Source organism: Cohnella hongkongensis (assembly GCF_042654645.1).
Taxonomy (GTDB): Bacteria; Bacillota; Bacilli; order Paenibacillales; family Paenibacillaceae; genus Cohnella; species Cohnella hongkongensis.
On record NZ_JBHSEP010000009.1, the window covers coordinates 157,365 to 178,006 of the forward strand.

Consider the following 20,642-nt stretch of genomic DNA (forward strand, 5'->3'; position numbering starts at 1 on the left):
GCCATGCAGCACTTGGTTGCCGAGCTGGAGCGGGCGGGAATTAGCCGGGTGAGGGCGAACGAGCCTTTGGCCGGACATACGACCTGGAAAATCGGCGGACCTGCGGACGTGCTGATTGTTCCGGCCAGCGAAGAGCAGCTCGAAGCGGCCCTGCGTCTGTGCGCGGTTCACGAGGTTCCGTGGAGCGTGCTCGGGCGCGGATCCAATACGCTGGTATCCGACAAGGGAGTCCGGGGGGCCGTCATCAAGCTGGGCGACGGCTTCGACGACGTTCGGTTCGATGGCGAGACGGTAACCGCAGGCGCATCGTATTCGTTCATCAAGCTGTCGGTCATGGCCGGCAAGGAAGGGCTGACCGGCCTGGAATACGCGGGGGGAATTCCGGGCTCGGTAGGCGGCGCCGTCTACATGAACGCCGGAGCTCACGGGTCGGACATATCACGTATCTTAAAGTCGGCCAGCATTGTGTGGGAAGACGGAAGCAAGGAAGTGCTCGGGAACGAGGAGATGAAATTCTCCTATCGCCATTCCATCCTGCAGGAGCGTCGGGGGATCATCACCCGGGCGGTATTCCAACTGGCCAGTGGAGACCGCAAGGAAATTGCGGCGGCTATGGCGACGTACAAGGATCGCAGGCGCCGCACTCAGCCGCTGCAAATGGCATGCGCGGGAAGCGTCTTTCGCAACCCGCCGAACGATCACGCCGCGAGGCTGATCGAGGCGGCCGGGTTGAAAGGGCTTCGCGAAGGAGCCGCCGAAGTGTCCCGATTGCACGCCAACTTTATCGTCAACCATGGAGGCGCTACGGCCGAGGACGTCCTCACCCTCATCGGAAAAGTGCAGCAGATCATCGAACAAACCTACGGAATAACGCTCGTGCCGGAGGTTCTCATGATGGGTGAGCGGTAACCCGGAGGTGAAACCCTTGGACAATTTGGTGATTGAAGGCGGGAACCCGCTTTCGGGCACCATCCGTATCCATGGAGCCAAAAATGCCGCTTTGCCGATTTTGGCCGCCAGCTTGCTCGCGGAAGGAGAAGTGACGATCCGCAACGTTCCCCGGCTGCTCGATATCGAAGTCATGCTGGACATTTTGCGGGATCTCGGGTGTAAAGCCCGGCATCAGGATACGGTGGTGACGGTCGACACGGCAGTCGCGACATCCTCGCACATTCCGGAGACGCTGATGCGCAAAATGCGTTCCTCGGTGTTTTTGATGGGGCCGCTTCTTGCAAGATTCGGAGAAGCCCAGCTCTATCAGCCAGGGGGATGCGCCATCGGCGAGAGAAAGATCGACTTGCATTTGCGCGGCTTGGCCGCGCTGGGCGCGAGAATCGAAGAGAAGGGCAGCCGAATCGTATGCTCCGCCCGCCGGCTGCAGGGGGCCGAGATCAGCCTCGATTTTCCCAGCGTCGGAGCGACGGAAAATATTATGATGGCGGCTGTTCTGGCCCGCGGACGGACGACGATCATCGGGGCGGCCAGAGAGCCGGAGATTCAGGATTTACAGCAGTTTCTTAATCGAATGGGCGCGCAAGTAAGCGGCGCCGGAACGGACATGATTACGATCGACGGGGTCGACGGCTTGCACGGCTGCGACTTCGAGGTCATTCCCGATCGGATCGTCACGGGGACGGTCATGGTCGCGACCGCGGCGACGCGGGGAGAGGTCACGCTGGAAAATACGAATCCGGGCCATTTAACCTCTCTGATTCACGTTCTCCGGCGCGCCGGTGTTCAAATCGAGGCGGGCAATGATATAATGAGAGTCGGTGCCGTCAAACGGCCGACTGCCGTAGACCGGATCGTCACCTCGCCGTATCCGGCCTTCCCGACAGACATGCAAGCGCAGATCATGACGCTTCTCGCGCTCGCCGACGGCGTAAGCATTCTGAAGGAAACGGTATTCGAAGGACGCTTTAAGCACGTGGACGAATTGTGCCGCATGGGCGCCGATATCCGGGTCGATCTGAACAACGCCATCATCCGGGGCGTGCCGCAGCTCTACGGCACGACCGTAGAGGCGACGGATCTTCGGGCGGGTGCCGCTCTCGTCGTGGCTGGATTAGCGGCGCACGGCATGACCGTCGTCGAGCAGGTCCACCATATCGACCGGGGCTACGACCGAATCGAGGAGATGTTCCGGCACATCGGCGGCAATATTAAGCGCGAAGTTCACAGAAGCAAAGTATACAGCTAACGGTGACGGGGCCCCGCCGCAGAAGCTTACTTCCGCCGCGGGGTCTCTCGCTAGAAGAAATCGGACAAGTTATGGCTAGGGGGGACATTGGTGACCGAAAGAATTCCCGCGCTGAAGAAAGAGACGGAGCCGCCGCGGACTCGCCGCGGCAAAAAGCTGCTCGGGCTGCTGATCGCTCTGGCGGCCATCCTGGTCGTCGTGCTCTTCTTCCGTTCCCCTTTGTCGAAAATCTCTGAAATTCAAGTGAACGGCAGCGAATTCGTCAGCCGCGAGGAGATCGTCCAAGCGCTCGGCGTTTCGGCCGGAGACTCGTTTTTCTTTCCCGGAATCGGCAAGCTGAAGCAGCGCGTGGAAGAACTGAAGCCGGTGGAGAGCGTCCTCATCGTGAAAAGCTTTCCAGGCGTCGTTCGCGTCGAAGTGAAGGAGCATGCGCACGTCGCCGTCCGGCTTTCTGCGGACGGGAGCCTGTCGGCCATTCTTTCCAACGGGCTCGTTCTGCCGATGCCGGAAGGCAAGCTTCCGGACAAGCCGATCCTGTCCGGCTGGCAGGCGGACGACGAGAATCTGGCGGAGCTGTGCAAGGCGCTGAGCGACTTGCCGGGCTATCTGCTGTCGGATCTGTCCGAGATTCAGCCCGATCCGTCCGTCTCTTATCCGAAGCGGATCAAGCTGTTTACGCGCTCGCGGTTCGAAGTCACGACGTCGATCGATTTGTTGAAAGACAAGATCGCTTATTTGAGCGATATCGTGCAAAACCGCGAGCCCGGAAAGATAACGATGTTGGATGTGGACTATTATTTGCCGTATTCGGCGGAAAATGTTGCCGAGTAGGCGGCGAAGGCCGTTAAACTTAAGGAAAAGGACTCTACTCAATCGGCCAAAAGAATGCTAGAATTTCATTTATGGGTAAAAGCGGGATGCCGCGATACCAGTCGGGTTTCGGCCTTGACGGGCAATCTAAAAAAATTGTAGAAAAAAGAGGGAAAACCTCGCGGATGTGGAATATGTAGAGGAAGCATCCCTTGTTCGCAGCCATTTTCATCGACCTACGGGAGGTGCCACCGGTTGAGCAACAATGACCTCATCGTCAGCCTGGACATCGGAACTTCGAAAATCCGGGTGATTATCGGGGAGATCAGCAACGGGGCCATTAACATCATTGGCGTCGGTTCCGCAGATTCGGACGGAATCCGTAAAGGCGCCATTGTCGATATTGACCAAACCGTTCAATCCATCCGCAACGCCGTCGATCATGCGGAACGCATGGTCGGAATTGGAATTAGCGAGGTTTACGTCGGGATAACCGGCAATCATATCGCATTGCAGAGCAATCACGGAGTCGTAGCCGTCTCCAATGAAGACAGGGAAATCGGCGAAGAAGATATCGAGCGTGTGTTGCAAGCGGCTAAAGTGGTTGCCCTGCCGCCCGAACGGGAAATCATCGGACTCGTTCCGAAGCAGTTTTTAGTAGACGGTCTTGCGGGCATTCAAGATCCGCGAGGCATGATCGGCGTTCGTCTGGAAGTCGAATGCACGATCATTACCGGCACGAAAGCGGCCATACACAACCTGATGAGGTGCGTTGAGAAGGCAGGGTTAAAAATATCCGGTCTGATCTTGATGTCGCTGGCCTCGGGAATGATGGCTTTGACTAAGGACGAAAAGCAGATGGGAACCGTTCTCGCCGATATCGGAGCGGGTTCGACCACGTTGGCGATATTTGAAGGCGGAAGTCTCGCGGCCGTATCGACATTGCCGATCGGCGGAGATTACGTCACCAGCGACATTTGCTACGGACTTAAGACCCAGACGGAGCATGCGGAGAAGATCAAGCTGAAATACGGGTGCGCTCGTATCGAAGACGCCGCCGAGGATCAGAAATTCAAGGTGATGAGGGTCGGCAGCAACATGGAGAAGGAATTTTCCCAACTCGACCTTGCCAACATCATCGAGCCCCGGATGCAGGAGATTTTCCAGATGATCCGCCAGGAAGTCAAACGTCTCGGATATCATGACAAAATTAACGGTTACGTACTGACGGGCGGTTCGGTTTCTTTGCCAAGCGTTCTTCCGCTGGCCCAGTTTGAACTGGAGTCCAACGTCAGAATTGCGGTGCCGGATTACATCGGCGTCCGGGATCCTTCCTTCAGCAGCGGTGTCGGCATGATCCAGTACGTCACCAAGTACGTTCGTACGCGCGGCGCACCCGGACCGAAGCGCGCTCCGAAAGCCAAAGCGGCGGCCGGGAGCACGACGACGGAATCCAAGCCTGGCATTGTTGAATGGTTCAAAAACATGTTCAAGGAATTTATTTAAGCCGCCGCTTACGAGAGAACCATTCATGCGAAGCAAGGAGGAGTTAACAAATTATGTTGGAGTTTGATTTTGAGATGGAACCACTTGCGAAAATCAAGGTCATCGGGGTTGGCGGCGGCGGCAGCAACGCTGTAAACCGAATGATCGAGAACGGCGTCAAAGGCGTCGAATTCATTACGGTTAATACGGATGCTCAGGCTTTGCACCTGACGAAGTCGGAACAAAAGCTTCAGATCGGGGACAAGCTGACGAGAGGCCTTGGCGCGGGTGCGAATCCCGAGGTCGGCAAAAAAGCGGCCGAGGAATCCCGCGAGTTCATTACGAACTCTCTGCGGTCTGCGGATATGGTCTTCGTGACGGCGGGGATGGGCGGCGGCACCGGTACCGGCGCAGCTCCCGTCATCGCCGAGCTGGCCAAAGAATGCGGCGCTTTGACGGTCGGGGTTGTGACCCGTCCGTTTACGTTCGAGGGCCGCAAGCGCTCCACGCAAGCGGAGATGGGCATTGAAGCTCTAAAAGAGAAAGTCGATACGCTGATTGTCATTCCGAACGACCGGCTGCTGGAGATCGTGGACAAGAAGACGCCGATGCTGGAAGCTTTCCGCGAAGCGGATAACGTTCTTCGTCAAGCGGTTCAGGGCATTTCCGACTTGATCGCCGTTCCTGGCTTGATCAACTTGGACTTCGCCGACGTGAAGACGATTATGTCCGAGCGCGGTTCCGCGCTGATGGGCATCGGACAAGCCTCCGGAGAGAACCGCGCCATGGAAGCGGCCCGGAAGGCGATTATGAGCCCGTTGCTGGAAACGTCCATTGAAGGCGCTCGCGGCGTCATTATGAACATTACCGGCGGCTCCAACCTCAGCTTGTACGAGGTCAACGAAGCGGCCGAGATCGTTATCGCCGCGTCCGATCCGGAAGTCAACATGATTTTCGGCGCCATTATCGACGATAACCTGAAGGACGAAATCAAAGTGACCGTCATCGCGACAGGCTTCGAGCATAAAGGACCTTCGCGGCGTCCGTCCGGCCCTTCGGCGGCACTGCCTCAGACGCCAACGCAGGCCGACCCGGCAAGCCAAAGCAACGAAATTCGCCAGACGAACAATTTGCGGCCTTTCGGCAATCAAACACCGTCAAGCGACCAACTGGATATCCCGGCTTTCTTGAGAAACCGCCCTCGCGGCGACCGTTAATCCAACGGCCGATTCTTTTTTACGCAAGCCCTCGCTTCCGCAACACGTGGAAGCGGGGGCTTTTTTTCTCGGTCTCGACAAAAAAAGGTGCGCGGGGCTGGCAAGATTAGACAGACACCGAATTTGAAAGCGGCTATACTGGTTTCATCCATCCCGGCCTGCATAGTTGGCGATGTTTCCGGGCGATGAAGGATGGGGGCTCGGTATGACCGTTTACGTGGATTTGGTGTTTCTGACGAACCTGGCGGTGGACGCTGCGGTGCTGATGGCGACCGCCAAAGTACGCCGCATCAAGCCGTCCCGAACGCGTCTGTTCGCGGCTGCATTTCTGGGGGCGGCTTATGCGGCATTGATGTTCTGGGCGCACATTCCTTACTTGTATTCCTTCGGAGCCAAAGTATTCGTCTCCGCGGCCATGGTGCTTCTCTCTTTCGGTTATGGCGGTCCGCTGCGCTGCATTCGCAACTTCGCCGCATTCTACGTCGTTAATTTCGCTACCTTGGGCGGGGTCATCGGACTGTCTTTTTTGCTGAGGAGCGCGAATTCGCCTTGGGGAGCCATGACCGTTACCGAAGACGGCGGATTCATTCTGGAATGGCAAATGCAGCTCGGTTTGCTGGTCGTCACGTTTCTGATGTCCGTCTGGATGTTCCGCAGCGCGTCCGAGACCGGCCGCAAACGTCAGGAGCTTGATCAATGGGTATGGAAGGTCGAAATTCGGATCGACGGCGACAGCTGGACGATGCCGGCGCTGCTCGATACGGGCAACCGGTTGTACGATCCGCTTACGCGCATTCCCGTTATGATCATGGAAGCCGATGTGTGGAAAGAGCGTCTGCCTGCGGGCTGGAGCGAGCGGCTGAAAGAGGAATCTCCCGACAGGCTGATCTCCGAGCTCGACGCGGAAGCTTCGGAGGAGTATGCATGGGGAAGCCGTCTCCGACTGGTGCCGTATCGGGCCGTGAACGGGTCGAGCCGGCTGATGCTGGCCGTCAAGCCCGACCATGTCGCGCTGTACCGGGAAGGACATCCTCCTCTTCAAGTGAACCGGGTGCTCATTGGTTTAGATGGAGGCACTTTGTCATCCGAAGGAACTTACCGCGCCATCGTCCATCCGGATATGGCTCAAGCCGACCCCGTACCGTCGGCTCCATCTCAACCTGCGTGACAGGAGGTAGCAGAAATGTTCGTGAACTTGAAGCTGAGGACGCAATTGTCGATTTATCGCCTGTTGTTCCGGTTCGGTTGGAAGAGCGAAGAAGTTTATTATATCGGCGGAAGCGAAGCTTTGCCTCCGCCGCTCAGCCGCGAGGAAGAGGAGTATTTGCTGGAGCGCCTGTCGACCGGCGACGCTGCGATTCGCGCCATGCTGATCGAACGCAACTTGCGATTGGTCGTTTACATCGCCCGGAAGTTCGAGAACACCGGCATCCATATCGAGGATTTGGTCTCGATCGGGGCGATCGGGCTCATCAAAGCGGTGAACACGTTCGATCCGGACAAGAAGATCAAGCTGGCCACCTACGCATCCCGATGCATCGAAAATGAAATTCTGATGTATCTGAGAAGGAACAGCAAGACGAGGACCGAGGTGTCGTTCGACGAGCCGCTTAATATCGATTGGGACGGCAACGAGCTGCTGTTGTCCGACGTGCTCGGGACGGAGAACGATACAATCTATCGCAACATCGAGGAACAGGTGGACCGAAAGCTGCTGCATAAAGCTCTGGATAAGCTGAGCGAACGAGAGCGGACGATTATGGAGCTTCGCTTCGGCTTGGCCGACGGCGAGGAGAAGACGCAGAAGGACGTCGCCGACCTGCTTGGCATCTCCCAATCGTATATTTCACGTCTGGAGAAGCGCATCATTAAGCGCCTTCGCAAGGAATTCAACAAGATGGTTTAGCAATTGTGAGAAAATTCGGGGTTCTTGCCCAAGGGAATAAAAACCCCCTTCCCGGAGATACTTTACATTAATGCTGCTCCCCGGGAGGAATTGCCTTGACCCGTAACAAAGTGGAGATTTGTGGAGTGGACACCTCAAAGCTGCCTGTCCTCACCAACGCCGAAATGAGGGAGTTATTTCTCGCTCTGCAAACCCGTGGAGAGATTGCCGCCAGGGAAAAGTTAGTGAACGGCAATTTGCGGCTGGTGCTCAGCGTCATCCAGCGGTTCAACAATCGCGGGGAATTCGTGGACGACCTGTTCCAGGTCGGGTGCATCGGCTTAATGAAGGCGATCGACAACTTCGATCTCGGTCAGAACGTCCGGTTTTCCACCTATGCCGTACCGATGATTATCGGGGAAATCCGCCGTTATCTCCGGGACAACAACCCGATCCGCGTCTCTAGAAGCTTGCGGGACATTGCTTACAAAGCTTTGCAGGTTCGGGATCAGCTGACGAATCAGCATTCCAGAGAGCCGACCATTCTGGAAATTTCGGAAGTGCTGAACGTTCCGAAGGAAGACATCGTCTTCGCCCTGGACGCCATCCAAGATCCCGTTTCCTTGTTCGAGCCGATCTATCATGACGGAGGCGATCCGATTTTCGTGATGGATCAGATCAGCGACGAGCGTAACAAGGACATTCAGTGGATCGAGGAGATCGCTCTGCGCGAGGCGATGAGGAAGCTGAACGATCGCGAAAAAATGATCTTGTCCATGAGGTTTTTCGAAGGTAAAACCCAGATGGAAGTCGCCGACGAGATCGGCATCTCTCAAGCTCAGGTTTCACGTCTTGAAAAGTCGGCCATACAGCAAATGCAGAAGCATGTGAAAACGTAATTCTAGGCTCTAAGCACTAAGCTCTGAGCACTATGCACCAAGCGAAAGAGGATGGGCGCCTTCGGGCTCTTATCCTCTTTTTCATGGAGCTTTTCCGCTGGTCCTGCCGGGTGGGATTCTTCCTCCGGCTCCCTGCAGCCATTATCCCCTTCGCTCAGAAAGTTGCCCTCGCTTCGCGCCACACGTCTCCCTGACGCTACGATGAACCTTTTAATAAGAGCTTCACGAACAAGAAAAACATCCGGCGCAACTAGAGCGTACCATCAAATAAATCAGCCTTGCATACGCAGCGAGGGTCTCTGACAGACTAACCGGCTTCCCTTAGCAATTCTTTATAGATGCGCTTGTGACGGGCGGAGTCGTCGACACGGCTGACTAGGTCCGGATAGGTGACGACCGTGGCTGACGCGGCGCATTGGAGCAAATAACGGAACGGGTCTGCGGCGTTCTCGCGGTGGTTTAAGCCGAAACAGTACTGATCCAAATAAGCCTGTAAATGTTTGGGGCCGATTCCGTTAAACCTGAAGTTGATCCATCGACCGGCGTGATTGCACAGTTCAATGAGCGGGCGATAACGGTCTCGGCTGAATTTTAGAATCACGGCATGAACGGCCTCGGCTTCGGGAGAGACATGGCGCTCGATAAAATGATGCTTGCCTCCGTTAGTAATTCGATCGTGGATCAAATGCTTGTTTGGAACCTGCTTGATTTTCGCATAAGTAAAACGCCCGCTGCCATCGATGGAAGCCCCGGCGAGCAAAGGCTGCTCCTGCGGATGGCGAAACACGGTCGGGTTGTAAGGGCGGCCGTAACTGCCGCAATTGATGCGTACGATCCCGGCAAGAAGCCGATCGGCATCGTCGGTTGACATGGCGTGGCGAATTTTATGGCAGATTAACCAGGCGGTTTTATAAGTCGTTCCTATGATTTCCGCCAGCCGGGTCGCGCTGATGGCTTGCGGCCGAGCATGAAGAAAGATGGCTTGAAACCAAAGGCGAAGCGGCGTTCGGCTCCCTTCCAGAACAGTGCCGACGGTAAGGGAGGTTTGCGCTCGACAGGATCGGCATTCATATAAGGGCAGCCGCCGCGTACGGATCACGTAGCAGCCGGGAAAGGCGCACTGCGGGCAGCGAAATCCATGCGGCCACCGCGCAGAGAACAAAGCCTGGATACAAGAGGATTCGTCATTGAACTTGCTGCAAAACTGTTCGAATGTAGCGGCTTTGCTGTCCATTTCCACTCCTCCAAACAAGAACGTTTGTTCCTATTTAAGAATATACTATTTTTTCTAAATTTGCAAGAGGATGATCTGTTTTTTTTGGTCGAAAACGGGGTGTTCTGAGCGGACGGGATAAGTGGGACGGGAGGAGGCGGAGAGCAGCGGCAGCTCGCGGAGAAGGATGCTGGGTGAAAGGCGCCACTCCACCCCGCCCAGCCTCGGCCCTTCCCTGAGTCGAGGGGATAATGGGCCCAGGGAAGAAAAAGGGGGGAGGGAGCGGAGCAGGGGAAGAGGTTCTGAGCGAAAGGGATAATGGCCCAAGAGCTGCGAGAAGAGGAACATCGTACGGGCGAATAGAGCTCAACCGTACATTTTTCCCGGCCGGATCATATATTTAATAACAGGGTGCGAATGCCTGGCCGGACGGGGGGCGTGAAAGGATGAAAATATCCGATTTTCAGACGAAGGACGTCATTAACATCGTCGACGGAAAAAAGCTCGGACAGGTTAGCGATCTCGAGCTCGATTTGCGTCAGGGGCGGATCGACTCGATCGTGGTCCCGACTTCGACAAGGCTGTTCGGGATGTTCGGCGGAGGCAGCGATGTCGTGATCCCGTGGAAAAACATCGTGAAGATCGGAACGGACGTCGTGCTGGTCCGATTGGATGACGCGAAGGTGTACCGGCTCGAGGACGGGGATCCGGGGAGATAGCGCGCCGATCTGGCGCGCTTTCCTTCCGCTGCCGCCGCAGCTATGGTACACTGAGGTTCGGAGGTGCGACAGGTGGAGCCTTTTGTTTTACGCGAGGAAGCGGATCGGCCGTCTGCGCTGTTCCTTCTGAAGTGCTGGAGCGGGACGGACGGATTGACCGCAGGATTCACGGCGAGGCAGGCCGGGAACGTCGCCCTGCACGTCGGGGACGCGCCGCAAGACGTCATCTCGAACCGGGAGGCGGTGACCCGTCAGCTGGGCTGGGATTTTGCAGCGTTCACCTGCGCGGAGCAGGTGCACGGGAGCGACGTCTACGTCGTTGCGGCGAAGGATGCGGGACGGGGGCGGACAAGCCGGGATACGGCCATTGCGAACACGGACGCGATGATTACGAACGAGCCGGACATTCTGCTGGCCATGTTTTACGCCGACTGCGTTCCGCTTTATTTTCACGACCCCGTCACGGGAGCGATCGGGCTCGCCCATGCCGGGTGGAAAGGAACCGTTGCCGAGATAGCGGTCAGAACGATCGAAAAAATGCGCTCGGAGTACGGCGCCAAGCCTGAAAACATGAGGGCTGCCGTCGGCCCGGCCATCGGCGAATGCTGCTACGAGGTCGACGAGTCGGTGGTAAAACACGTTCGTCCGCTGCTGGATACGGCAGTTGGAGAGATCCTCAAGCCGAACGAAAAGGGCGATCGTGCGCAGCTTAACTTGAAACATTTAAACCGACAACTTATGATAAAAGCAGGAATTATGCCGAGCCGCATCGAAATGTCTTCATGGTGCACAAGCTGCCATAGCGAGCTGCTGTTTTCCCACCGTAAGGAAAAGGGCGCGACAGGACGGATGATGAGCTGGTTAGGCAGGAAATCGAGGTGATCGTTTCGTGGCACTGCAAGACCGACTGCGAGACGTGGAAAACCGGTTGGAGCAAGCTTGCGCCAGAAGCGGAAGGCGCCGCGAGGACGTTCGCGTCATTGCGGTCACGAAATACGTGTCAACCGCCACGGCGGAAGCCGTCGTGCGGGAGGGCGTCGCCCATATCGGGGAAAATCGCTGGCCCGACGCGAAAGCGAAATGGGAGGCGCTCGGGGGACAAGCCGTTTTTCACTACATAGGCTCCCTGCAGACGAATAAAGTGAAGGACGTTATCGGGAAATTCGATTACATTCATTCGCTGGATCGCCTATCGCTGGCCGAAGCCGTTCAGAAACGGGCGCACGCGTTGGATTTGTCCGTACCGTGTCTGCTTCAGATCAACATCTCCGGAGAGCTTTCCAAGCACGGGCTGGATCCGGAAGCCGTAAAGCCTTTTCTGGAACAGCTGAGGACGTTCGATCGCATCAAACCGGTCGGCCTCATGACGATGGCCCCGTACGAAAGCGAGCCCGAGGCGACCCGGCCCGTATTCCGGGCGCTGCGACAGTTAAAGGACGAGTTGAATGCGTCGTCCGCTCTGGACGAACCGTTAACGCAGCTGTCGATGGGGATGTCCAACGATTTCGAGGTCGCCGTAGAAGAAGGCGCGACTTGGGTGCGTTTGGGAACGGTGCTTGTAGGGAAAGAAGAAATAGAGGAGGGATAGGCATGGGTGTTATGAATCGGTTTCTTAACTATTTAGGTTTGCAGGAGGAGCAAGAGCGCGAGGCGGAGCGCGAACGTTTCGAAGAAAACGAAGAGCAGGAAATTGAAACTCCCGCGTTCGAAGCGCGTAGACATTCTAGTAAGAACAACGTCGTAAGCATTCATTCCCAGAAGGCCGCCCGCGTCGTTCTGACGGAACCCCGTTCCTACGATGAAGCGCAGGAAATTGCCGATCACCTGAAATCTCGCCGTTCGATCGTCGTCAATCTGCAGCGCGTCAGAAGAGAACAGGCGATCCGGATCGTGGATTTTCTGAGCGGCACCGTATACGCTTTAGGCGGCCACATCTCCAAGCTGGGTTCGGACATTTTCCTCTGTACGCCGGATTCCGTGGAAGTGTCGGGAACGATTACGGAAATGTTGTCTGAGGAATCCGTCGACTACCCCAAAATGAGGTGACACCAGGTTGGAGCAATTAGAAGTTTATATTGGCATTTTGTACCGCATTTACTCGTACATGATTATCATCTACGTGCTGATGTCTTGGCTCCCGGCCGTGAAGGAAAGCTTCGTAGGCGAGCTTCTCGGCAAGTTGGTGGAACCGTATTTAAGACCTTTCCGCAAGATCATTCCGCCGATTGGCGGAATTCTGGACATCTCCCCGATCATCGCTTATTTCGCGCTTGGCTTTGTCGCGCAGGGCTTGATCGCTGTCCTGAGATTCCTCTTCGGAGCGTAGATGCTATGTCGCATACGGGTATTTACGAGCATTTTCATCCGGATGAAAAAGCATTCGTGGATCGCGCCTTGGAGTGGGTCGAAAGAGCCGCCGAACGTCACGAGACGAAGCGGACGGATTTTCTCGACCCGCGCCAGGCGCATATTTTATTTGCCCTGGCGAATCGGGAGCCGGACGCCCAGGTGAGGCTGGACGGCGGAAGTCCTCATGCCGAGAGGAAGCGGGCGCTGGTCGCTCCCGATTACCGACCGCTCGAAGACGAGGATATGGGCATCGTCGTCCTGGACATTTCCTCCGACGATCGCAAAATCTCCGAGCTGGATCACGGCGATTACTTGGGCGCACTGCTCGGACTGGGCATCAAGCGCGACAAGATCGGCGATCTCCATGTCAGCGATTCGGGATGCCACGCGTTGATTGCCGAGGAAATCGGCGATTTTCTGCTCGGACACATGAAGCAAGCGCATCGGGTCGACGTACGCGTATCCGTGCGGCCGCTCTCCGAGCTTCGCGAAACGAGAGCCCAGCTCGAGGAGCAGGTGATTTCCGTTGCCTCGATGAGGCTTGACGGCATTGCGAGCGACGTTTTCCGGCTGAGCCGGGCGAAGATCGTCGATCCGATCAGAGCAGGGAGATGCAAAGTGAGCTGGAAGCCGGTGGAGGATCCTTCGCATCCGCTAAAGGTCGGCGATGTCGTATCCATGAAAGGTTTCGGCCGATTTCAGGTGCTCGACGTGGAGGGCGTGTCGAAAAGCGGCAGAATCCGGGTTCGCATCGGGAAATTTGTATAGCGGGGCAGAAGGAATTTTTCAGCTTTCGTCGAATTGGAATGTGAACAGGCTGCTTGGAATTTAGGACCGAGGAGGTGCACCGATGCCACTGACCCCACTGGACATCCATAACAAAGAATTCGCCCGCCGCCTTCGCGGTTACGACGAAGATCAGGTCAACGAGTTTCTCGATCAGATTATCAAGGATTACGAAGCGATGATCCGCGAGAACAAGGAATTGCAAAATATGGTCGCCGCTTCGCAGGATAAGCTGGGCCATTTCTCCAACATCGAGGAGACGTTGAGCAAAACGATCATCGTTGCACAGGAAGCGGCGGACGAGTTGAGGAACAACGCGAAGAAGGAAGCTCATCTGATCATTAAAGAAGCGGAGAAGAACGCCGACCGCATCATTAACGACGCGCTGGCGAAGTCTCGCAAGATCGCCCTGGAGGTCGAAGAGCTGAAGAAGCAGGCAACCATCTACAGAGCCCGTTTCCGCGCACTGATCGAATCCCAGATGGAGCTGCTGTCCCAGGACGGTTGGGAATCGCTTGAAGGACGCGAATCCCGGGGGATCGAAGCCTAAGCGGTTTGACAAATGGAGCTCGGGAAAGTATAACAAGAATAGACGATGTATCGCAGCAATGTCCCAGACGGGAACGAGTAAGCGCAATTGCCTGAGCTCAGAGAGTTGGCGGTCGGTGCGAGCCAACGCGAGGGACGCGCAGAAAATCCTCCCCGAGACGCCTGCCGAACGCCGCGCTAGCTTGCTGCGGCCATTAAGCGTGGCCGGCCGTCCGCCGTTATCGGATGCTGAGTTGCCGCCTCTCCGGATCTTCCGGCGAGCAGCGGAACAAGGGTGGTACCGCGAGCTCGACTCGTCCCTTCGCAGGGGCGGGTCTTTTTTTGTTTTCACAGGTAACGGAAAGGATGAGAATCATGCAAAGAGTCGACGTCAAGGAAAAAGCGAGAGCCCGCGAGCAGCGAGTTCTGGAACAGTGGAAGAAAGAAGATACGTTCCGCCGCTCGATCGCCAACCGGGAGGGCAGGCCGAATTTCGTCTTCTACGAAGGGCCGCCTACAGCCAACGGAAAGCCGCACATCGGCCATGTGCTCGGGCGCGTCATTAAGGATTTCGTCAGCCGATACAAGACGATGGCGGGCTACCGGGTTATCCGCAAAGCCGGTTGGGATACGCACGGCTTGCCGGTCGAGCTCGGCGTAGAGAAGCAGCTCGGCATCTCGGGCAAGCAGGAGATCGAAAACTACGGGGTGGAGCCGTTCATCCTCAAGTGCAAGGAGAGCGTGTTCGAGTACGAGCGCCAATGGCGCGAGCTGACCGAAGCGATCGCGTACTGGACCGACCTCGACGATCCATATATTACGCTCGACAATCACTACATTCAGAGCGTCTGGCACATTCTGGCTACGATCCACGAGAAGGGCCTGCTTTACCGCGGCCACCGCGTCAGCCCGTACTGTCCTTGCTGCCAGACGACGCTCAGCTCGCACGAGGTCGCCCAAGGCTACGAGGACGTCAAGGATTTGACGGCGACGGCCAAGTTCAAGCTGAAGGAGAGCGGCGACTACGTGCTCGCCTGGACGACGACGCCTTGGACGCTGCCGGCGAACGTGGCTCTGGCCGTTCACCCCGAGCTCGACTACGTTCGGGCGAAGATGAACGGAGAGGTGTATGTCGTGGCAGCGGCGCTGGCTGACAAGGTGCTGAAGGACGAATACGAAACGCTTGGCACCGTGAAGGGGCGCGAGCTCGTCGGACATACGTACGAGCCGATCTTCCCGTACGTCCGGGTGGACAACGCTTATCGCGTCATTGACGCCGAATACGTCACCGACGCGAGCGGAACGGGGATCGTGCACATCTCGCCGGCGCACGGCGAGGACGACTATCGGGTAGCTCGCCAGCACGGCATTCCGATGCTGATGGTCGTTAACAACGAAGGCAAATATACGCCGGAAGTGACAGACCTGGCCGGCCGGTTCGTCAAGGACTGCGATGTCGACATCGTCAAGATGCTGTCGGAGCGCGGCCTGCTGTTCCACAAGGAAAAGATGGAGCACAGCTATCCGTTCTGCTGGCGGTGCAAAACGCCGTTGCTCTATTACGCGACGGAAAGCTGGTTCATCAAGACGACGGCGGTCAAGGATCAGCTGATCGAGAACAACAGGCAGATCCAATGGTATCCGGAGCATCTGAGAGACGGCCGCTTCGGCAAGTTTCTGGAGGATCTGGTCGACTGGAACATCAGCCGGAACCGCTACTGGGGAACGCCGCTTAACGTATGGACGTGCGAAAGCTGCGGCAAGGAGAAGGCGCCTCACAGCATTGCCGAGCTGCGCGCTCTGGCGATTGAAGACGTGCCGGAAACGATCGAGCTTCATAAGCCGTACGTGGACGGCATCCATCTGCGCTGCGAATGCGGAGGCGCGATGAACCGGGCTTCCGAGGTGATCGACGTCTGGTTCGACAGCGGCTCGATGCCGTTCGCGCAATATTTTCATCCGTACGGCGACGAGGCGAAGTTCCAAGAGCAGTATCCGGCGGACTTCATCTGCGAGGGGATCGACCAGACGCGCGGATGGTTCTTCAGCCTGCTGGCGGTATCGACGCTGTACAACGGCCAAGTGCCGTACAAGTCGGTCATCTCGACCGGACACGTGCTCGACGAGAACGGCCAGAAGATGAGCAAGTCCAAGGGCAACGTGATCGATCCTTGGGAAATCATCGACGAATTCGGCACGGACGCATTCCGTTGGTCGCTGCTGGCGGACAGCGCGCCGTGGAACAGCAAAAGGTTTTCCAGAGGCATCGTCGGCGAGGCCAAATCCAAGGTGGTGGATACGCTCGTCAACACGCACGCGTTCTATGCGCTATATGCTTCCATTGACGGCTACAACCCTGCGGAGCATGCGAGAATCCGATCGGAGCATAAGCTGGACCGCTGGATCGTGTCCCGGCTGAACACGCTGGTTCAGGAAGTGGTAAAAGGTCTGGACGCCAACGACTTCCTCAATCCGGCGAAAGCGATCGAGACGTTCGTCGACGAGCTGTCGAACTGGTACGTGCGGCGCTCCCGCGACCGGTTCTGGGGCAGCGGCCTGACTGAGACGAAGCTGGCGGCGTACCAGACGCTGGGCGAGGTGCTGTTGACGCTGTCCAAGCTGATCGCGCCGTATACGCCTTTCGTCGCCGAGGACATCTACGGCAATCTCGGCGGAGAGGGCAGCGTGCATTTGGCCGATTATCCGCAGGCGGACCCGGCGGCGATCGATGCCGGGCTGGAGCGCGAGATGGCAGCCGTGCGCGGCGTCGTGGAGCTGGCCCGGAACATTCGCAACGAATCGGGGCTCAAGACCCGCCAGCCGCTGTCCGAGCTGCTCGTGTCGCTAAGCGACGGCTTCGATCTGTCGGGTTACGAGGATATCGTCAAGGACGAAATCAACGTTAAGAAGATTACGGTCGTGAAAGACGACGGCGGCTTCGTAAACTTCAACCTGAAGCTGAATTTGAAAGTGGCCGGCAAAAAGTACGGCAAAAATGTCGGACCGATTCAGGCGGCGTTCAAGGCGATGTCCAGCGAGGAGACGCGGTCGGTCGTTCAGGCGGGCAAGTTCGAATTCGTATCGCCGGACGGCGAGGCGCTGACCGTCGATCTGGAGGAAATTCTCGTCGAGAAGGAAGCGAAGACCGGCTTCGCATCCGCATCCGGCGGCGGATTGACCGTAGCCCTTAACACGGAGATCACTCCGGAGCTGGTGCAGGAGGGCTGGGTGCGCGAGGTGATTCGCGCCGTTCAGGATACGCGCAAGAAGCTTGATCTGCCGATCGAGCAGCGCATCGGTCTCGTGCTCGACGTGGACGCCGAACTGGAAGCGGCGCTGCGCGCTTTCGATCATGTGCTTAAGGAGAACGTGCTGGTTCATTCGGTTTCGTTCGGCAAGACGGAGACGACGGAAGCGGTGCAAGCCGGCGAGAAAACGATCGGCGTCGCGATCGTCTAAGGCGGCGTCCTTGCAGCGGCGGCGGACCGGAAGCATAATTCTTCCGTCAGTATGCTAAACATAATAAGGAAAACGAGAAGACGAGCTCCAGAGCTCAAGACGGGACCAAGCGTCCCGTCTTGAGCCGGGCTCGTTTTGCATACGGCGTTTAAGCTGAGGAGGCATGCGCCATGGGCGGCCATTCGAAAAACAAGGGGAATCCGAATTCGATCCAGGTCAAGCTAGCTTCCAAGCCGCCGAACGAACCGGCGCCGCAGCGGCTGGCCGAGGAGACCCAGGATTTGAGAGGAACGCTTCTGTTCCTGTCCGATAAGCTGGAGCGGCTGTCCGTCGATATGGAGAAGGCGCAGTTGAAGGAATACGTCAATCTCATGCATCGTCCCTGGCAGCTCATTTTCAGAAACTTCATCGCCGGAACGGCCCGCGGCGTCGGCATTGCGCTGGGCTTTACGTTTTTCGCCGCCACGATCGTCTACCTGCTTCAGCTGCTCGGAGCGCTGAATTTGCCGATTGTGGGTGATTATATCGCCGACATCGTGCGGATCGTTCAGCGGCAGCTCGAGATCAATCCGTATTGAGCTTCGGCTGGCCGCCAGCTTGAGCTGGCGCAGCAGAGCGTCTTACGTATAGGAGTCTGTAGGCTCTTCGATCCGCTCATCGGGCTCGAGCAGGGGATCTCCCTCGTTGTCGGCCATATACCGGCGGTAGGCGTCATTGCGGACGACGGAGAGGTGGCGGCCGGTGATGTCGGTGGCGACAAAGCTTTCGTAAGCTTCGACGTATCCGTCGTTCTCGCCGGCTTCTATCGCCATCCGGTTGTAGTCGTCGATATGGCGGTCCTCCGCCAGAGCCGGCGTGTTGGACGTCCCCCACGACTCGACGATCTGCCACGCATCTTCCCCGTCGAAGCCGTTCTGGTCGTCTCGGTCGTCCAAGCTGGTGCGGCCGAACGGAGGAGCAAGGAACGGCTCTTCGACCGGCCGATCGTTCGCCGGCTTCTGCCGAGGCTCGTGCTCAAGACAGTAAATTGCCGTGGGCAGCGCTTCGAGCCGTTCGACCGGAATAAACCTGCCGCAAGCGGCGCACCGTCCATATTCTCCCGTATCCATTCGTTCCAGGGCGGCATCCACGCGATCCAGCCTTAACGCCTCTTTTTCCAGGAGGGCCAGATCCTTGCTTCGCTCGAACATCTCCGTTCCCGCGTCGGCCGGATGATTATCGATGCCGGAAAGCTCGCCGGTCGAATCGCGATAAGAGGCGGAAAGACCGAAATGATCGTTTTCTTTCGCGCGCCGCTCCAACTCGCATCTTTCCTGGATCAGCCTGCGTCTTAACGATTGGAATGTTTTCTGATCGAGATGCTTCGTCACCCTCATCCACTCCCTCTGACGGAATACGCCTGACGTTTCGTTCGGCTTTAGTTTTCTCGGTTGAATCGAGTTTTAAGTGCGTTTAAGGACGGTCTTGTCTGGAGGTTTTGTCGATTTTTACTTGCCCTTCGTGGACGCTCCGCTTGACGGTATGATAAAATCAACAGGCAGGAGAAAGAGACGAAGGGCGGAAAAGGAATGCAACGACGGATTTGGCCGATAGGGGCTTATTACGCAATCGCGGTCATCGTATTTCTGATCGACTACGCGAGCAAGAAAATCATTAACCGCACGGTCGCATTGAACACGGAGACCATTCCCGTAATCGGCGATTTCTTTATGATTACCCACATCCGCAACAGAGGAGCGGCATTCGGAATGCTGCAGGAGCAGCGGCTGTTTTTCATCGTAATTACCGTCGTGGTCGTCAGCGGCATTCTCTGGTATTTGCACCGCTCCTATCGTACGGGAAGCAAGCTGCTGCTTGTCGGTTTGGCGACAATTTTGGGCGGCGCCGTCGGCAATTTCCTCGATCGGGCGCTTTACGGCGAAGTGATCGATTTCCTGCAGTTCAATTTCGGATCGTACACGTTCCCGATTTTTAATTTAGCGGATACCGGAATCTGCGTAGGCGTCGGCTTCGTTATTTTGGACGCGCTGCTAACTATGAAACAGGAGAATAAACCCAATGGCAATGGAGAGCAATCCCAGCAAGATCCGCCGGCTGAACAGCAGTCTGTCTGAGGACGATTTCGAATGGGTCGTCGAAGACGGCCAAGCGGGAGAACGGGCGGACAAGCATATCGCTCAAGCGCTGGCGGAGCAGGAGGAGTCCGTTTCCAGATCGCAAATTCAGGAATGGATTCGCATCGGGGCGGTTACCGTAAACGGAGCGGAGATTAAGGCCAACGCCAAGCTTGCCGCCGGCGACGTCGTTCGCATCTCGCCGCCGGAGCCGGAGCCGCTGGACGTCTATCCGGAAAATATTCCGCTCGCCATCGCGTACGAGGACAGCGACGTCATCGTCATCAACAAGCCGCGGGGAATGGTCGTTCATCCGGCGGCGGGGCATCCGAACGGGACGGTCGTGAACGCGCTGCTCCATCATTGCGAAGATCTATCCGGCATTAACGGCGTGAAGCGACCGGGAATCGTGCATCGGATCGACAAGGACACGTCCGGATTGCTCATGATCGCGAAGAACGATCTGGCGCATGCTTCGCTTGCAGAGCAATTGAAAGAGCATACCGTCACCCGTAAATACCGCGCGCTTGTATACGGCGTTTTGCAGCACGATAAAGGGACGGTGGACGCGCCGATCGGGCGAGCCAACCATGACCGCAAGCTGTACGTCGTCACGGAGAAGAACAGCAAGCGCGCCGTGACTCATTTCACGGTGGCCGAACGGTTCGACGAGTATACGCTGCTGGAGCTGAGGCTGGAGACCGGACGCACCCATCAGATTCGCGTGCATATGAAGTACATCGGCTTCCCGCTGGTCGGCGATCCGGTCTACGGCGGCCGCAGCGGCCGGACGCTCGGCATGTCGGGCCAAGCTCTGCATGCGGAGGTGCTCGGCTTCAAGCATCCGAGGACGGGAGAATACATGGAGTTCTCCGCTCCGCTTCCCGAGGATATGGAGCATGTGCTAGCGATTTTAAGGAGCCGCTAACGCCTGCGATAACTGCAAATGATCGGTGCAAAAATCCATGGCAGTCTTCC

21 protein-coding genes are annotated in these 20,642 nt (G+C 57.1%); 19 read left to right on the top strand and 2 right to left on the bottom strand.

Annotated elements, in window-relative coordinates:
- Positions 1 to 3: 3 nt before the first annotated feature.
- The 8 genes from murB to sigG all read left to right on the top strand — a co-directional run bounded on the left by murB (position 4) and on the right by sigG (position 8,496).
- Entirely contained in the window at positions 4 to 909 is a 906-nt protein-coding gene (murB, locus tag ACFO3S_RS14275; protein ID WP_378097155.1) for a UDP-N-acetylmuramate dehydrogenase, read from the top strand.
- Positions 910 to 925: 16 nt separating this feature from the next.
- Entirely contained in the window at positions 926 to 2,200 is a 1,275-nt protein-coding gene (murA, locus tag ACFO3S_RS14280; RefSeq protein ID WP_378097157.1) for a UDP-N-acetylglucosamine 1-carboxyvinyltransferase, read from the top strand.
- A gap of 90 nt (positions 2,201 to 2,290) precedes the next feature.
- Positions 2,291 to 3,031, top strand: coding sequence for a cell division protein FtsQ/DivIB (locus tag ACFO3S_RS14285; RefSeq protein ID WP_378097159.1), 741 nt, complete (start codon positions 2,291 to 2,293; stop codon positions 3,029 to 3,031).
- Between the two features lie 234 nt (positions 3,032 to 3,265).
- Positions 3,266 to 4,516 carry a cell division protein FtsA gene (gene ftsA, locus ACFO3S_RS14290; protein WP_378097162.1) on the top strand — a complete coding sequence of 417 codons (1,251 nt, stop codon included), beginning with the start codon at positions 3,266 to 3,268 and terminating at the stop codon, positions 4,514 to 4,516.
- Positions 4,517 to 4,569: 53 nt separating this feature from the next.
- On the top strand, positions 4,570 to 5,712 hold the full coding sequence (gene ftsZ, locus ACFO3S_RS14295) for a cell division protein FtsZ (protein WP_378097165.1): 1,143 nt from the start codon (positions 4,570 to 4,572) through the stop codon (positions 5,710 to 5,712).
- 205 nt (positions 5,713 to 5,917) lie between these two features.
- Positions 5,918 to 6,880, top strand: coding sequence for a sigma-E processing peptidase SpoIIGA (gene spoIIGA, locus ACFO3S_RS14300; protein WP_378097168.1), 963 nt, complete (start codon positions 5,918 to 5,920; stop codon positions 6,878 to 6,880).
- Between the two features lie 15 nt (positions 6,881 to 6,895).
- Positions 6,896 to 7,618 (top strand): RNA polymerase sporulation sigma factor SigE, encoded by a 723-nt coding sequence (sigE, locus tag ACFO3S_RS14305; protein ID WP_198960567.1) that lies wholly within the window; start codon positions 6,896 to 6,898, stop codon positions 7,616 to 7,618.
- 95 nt (positions 7,619 to 7,713) lie between these two features.
- On the top strand, positions 7,714 to 8,496 hold the full coding sequence (sigG, locus tag ACFO3S_RS14310; RefSeq protein WP_378097173.1) for an RNA polymerase sporulation sigma factor SigG: 783 nt from the start codon (positions 7,714 to 7,716) through the stop codon (positions 8,494 to 8,496).
- 307 nt (positions 8,497 to 8,803) lie between these two features.
- Here sigG and ACFO3S_RS14315 read toward each other — a convergent pair whose 3' ends face one another.
- Positions 8,804 to 9,730: a transposase gene (locus ACFO3S_RS14315; protein WP_378097177.1), complete on the bottom strand. Its 927-nt coding sequence runs from the start codon at positions 9,728 to 9,730 to the stop codon at positions 8,804 to 8,806.
- Positions 9,731 to 10,155: 425 nt separating this feature from the next.
- On the opposite strand from ACFO3S_RS14315, the gene ACFO3S_RS14320 reads away from it, so the two are divergent.
- From ACFO3S_RS14320 to ACFO3S_RS14360, 9 genes are all read left to right on the top strand, one after another.
- Positions 10,156 to 10,428, top strand: coding sequence for a YlmC/YmxH family sporulation protein (locus ACFO3S_RS14320; protein WP_378097180.1), 273 nt, complete (start codon positions 10,156 to 10,158; stop codon positions 10,426 to 10,428).
- A 72-nt stretch (positions 10,429 to 10,500) separates the two neighbouring features.
- On the top strand, positions 10,501 to 11,310 hold the full coding sequence (gene pgeF, locus ACFO3S_RS14325) for a peptidoglycan editing factor PgeF (protein ID WP_378097183.1): 810 nt from the start codon (positions 10,501 to 10,503) through the stop codon (positions 11,308 to 11,310).
- A 7-nt stretch (positions 11,311 to 11,317) separates the two neighbouring features.
- Positions 11,318 to 12,016 (top strand): YggS family pyridoxal phosphate-dependent enzyme, encoded by a 699-nt coding sequence (locus tag ACFO3S_RS14330; RefSeq protein ID WP_378097186.1) that lies wholly within the window; start codon positions 11,318 to 11,320, stop codon positions 12,014 to 12,016.
- Positions 12,017 to 12,018: 2 nt separating this feature from the next.
- Positions 12,019 to 12,474, top strand: coding sequence for a cell division protein SepF (locus tag ACFO3S_RS14335; RefSeq protein WP_378097189.1), 456 nt, complete (start codon positions 12,019 to 12,021; stop codon positions 12,472 to 12,474).
- Between the two features lie 7 nt (positions 12,475 to 12,481).
- Entirely contained in the window at positions 12,482 to 12,754 is a 273-nt protein-coding gene (locus ACFO3S_RS14340) for a YggT family protein (RefSeq protein ID WP_378097192.1), read from the top strand.
- Positions 12,755 to 12,759: 5 nt separating this feature from the next.
- Positions 12,760 to 13,545, top strand: coding sequence for a YlmH family RNA-binding protein (locus ACFO3S_RS14345; protein WP_378097194.1), 786 nt, complete (start codon positions 12,760 to 12,762; stop codon positions 13,543 to 13,545).
- Between the two features lie 82 nt (positions 13,546 to 13,627).
- Positions 13,628 to 14,113: a DivIVA domain-containing protein gene (locus tag ACFO3S_RS14350; RefSeq protein WP_378097197.1), complete on the top strand. Its 486-nt coding sequence runs from the start codon at positions 13,628 to 13,630 to the stop codon at positions 14,111 to 14,113.
- 353 nt (positions 14,114 to 14,466) lie between these two features.
- Positions 14,467 to 17,550: an isoleucine--tRNA ligase gene (gene ileS / locus ACFO3S_RS14355; protein ID WP_378097199.1), complete on the top strand. Its 3,084-nt coding sequence runs from the start codon at positions 14,467 to 14,469 to the stop codon at positions 17,548 to 17,550.
- 170 nt (positions 17,551 to 17,720) lie between these two features.
- Entirely contained in the window at positions 17,721 to 18,128 is a 408-nt protein-coding gene (locus ACFO3S_RS14360; RefSeq protein ID WP_378097202.1) for a DUF5665 domain-containing protein, read from the top strand.
- A gap of 42 nt (positions 18,129 to 18,170) precedes the next feature.
- Here the strand turns inward: ACFO3S_RS14360 and ACFO3S_RS14365 are convergent, their stop codons facing one another.
- Positions 18,171 to 18,926: a TraR/DksA C4-type zinc finger protein gene (locus ACFO3S_RS14365; protein WP_378097205.1), complete on the bottom strand. Its 756-nt coding sequence runs from the start codon at positions 18,924 to 18,926 to the stop codon at positions 18,171 to 18,173.
- A gap of 192 nt (positions 18,927 to 19,118) precedes the next feature.
- Here ACFO3S_RS14365 and lspA point away from each other — a divergent pair, with 192 nt between their 5' ends.
- Together lspA and ACFO3S_RS14375 are read left to right on the top strand one after the other, a co-directional pair.
- Positions 19,119 to 19,664 carry a signal peptidase II gene (gene lspA / locus ACFO3S_RS14370; protein ID WP_378097208.1) on the top strand — a complete coding sequence of 182 codons (546 nt, stop codon included), beginning with the start codon at positions 19,119 to 19,121 and terminating at the stop codon, positions 19,662 to 19,664.
- Complete coding sequence (locus ACFO3S_RS14375; protein ID WP_378097286.1) at positions 19,615 to 20,592, top strand: RluA family pseudouridine synthase; 978 nt, start codon at positions 19,615 to 19,617, stop codon at positions 20,590 to 20,592. The genes lspA and ACFO3S_RS14375 overlap by 50 nt, the downstream gene beginning before the upstream one ends.
- Positions 20,593 to 20,642 lie beyond the last annotated feature (50 nt).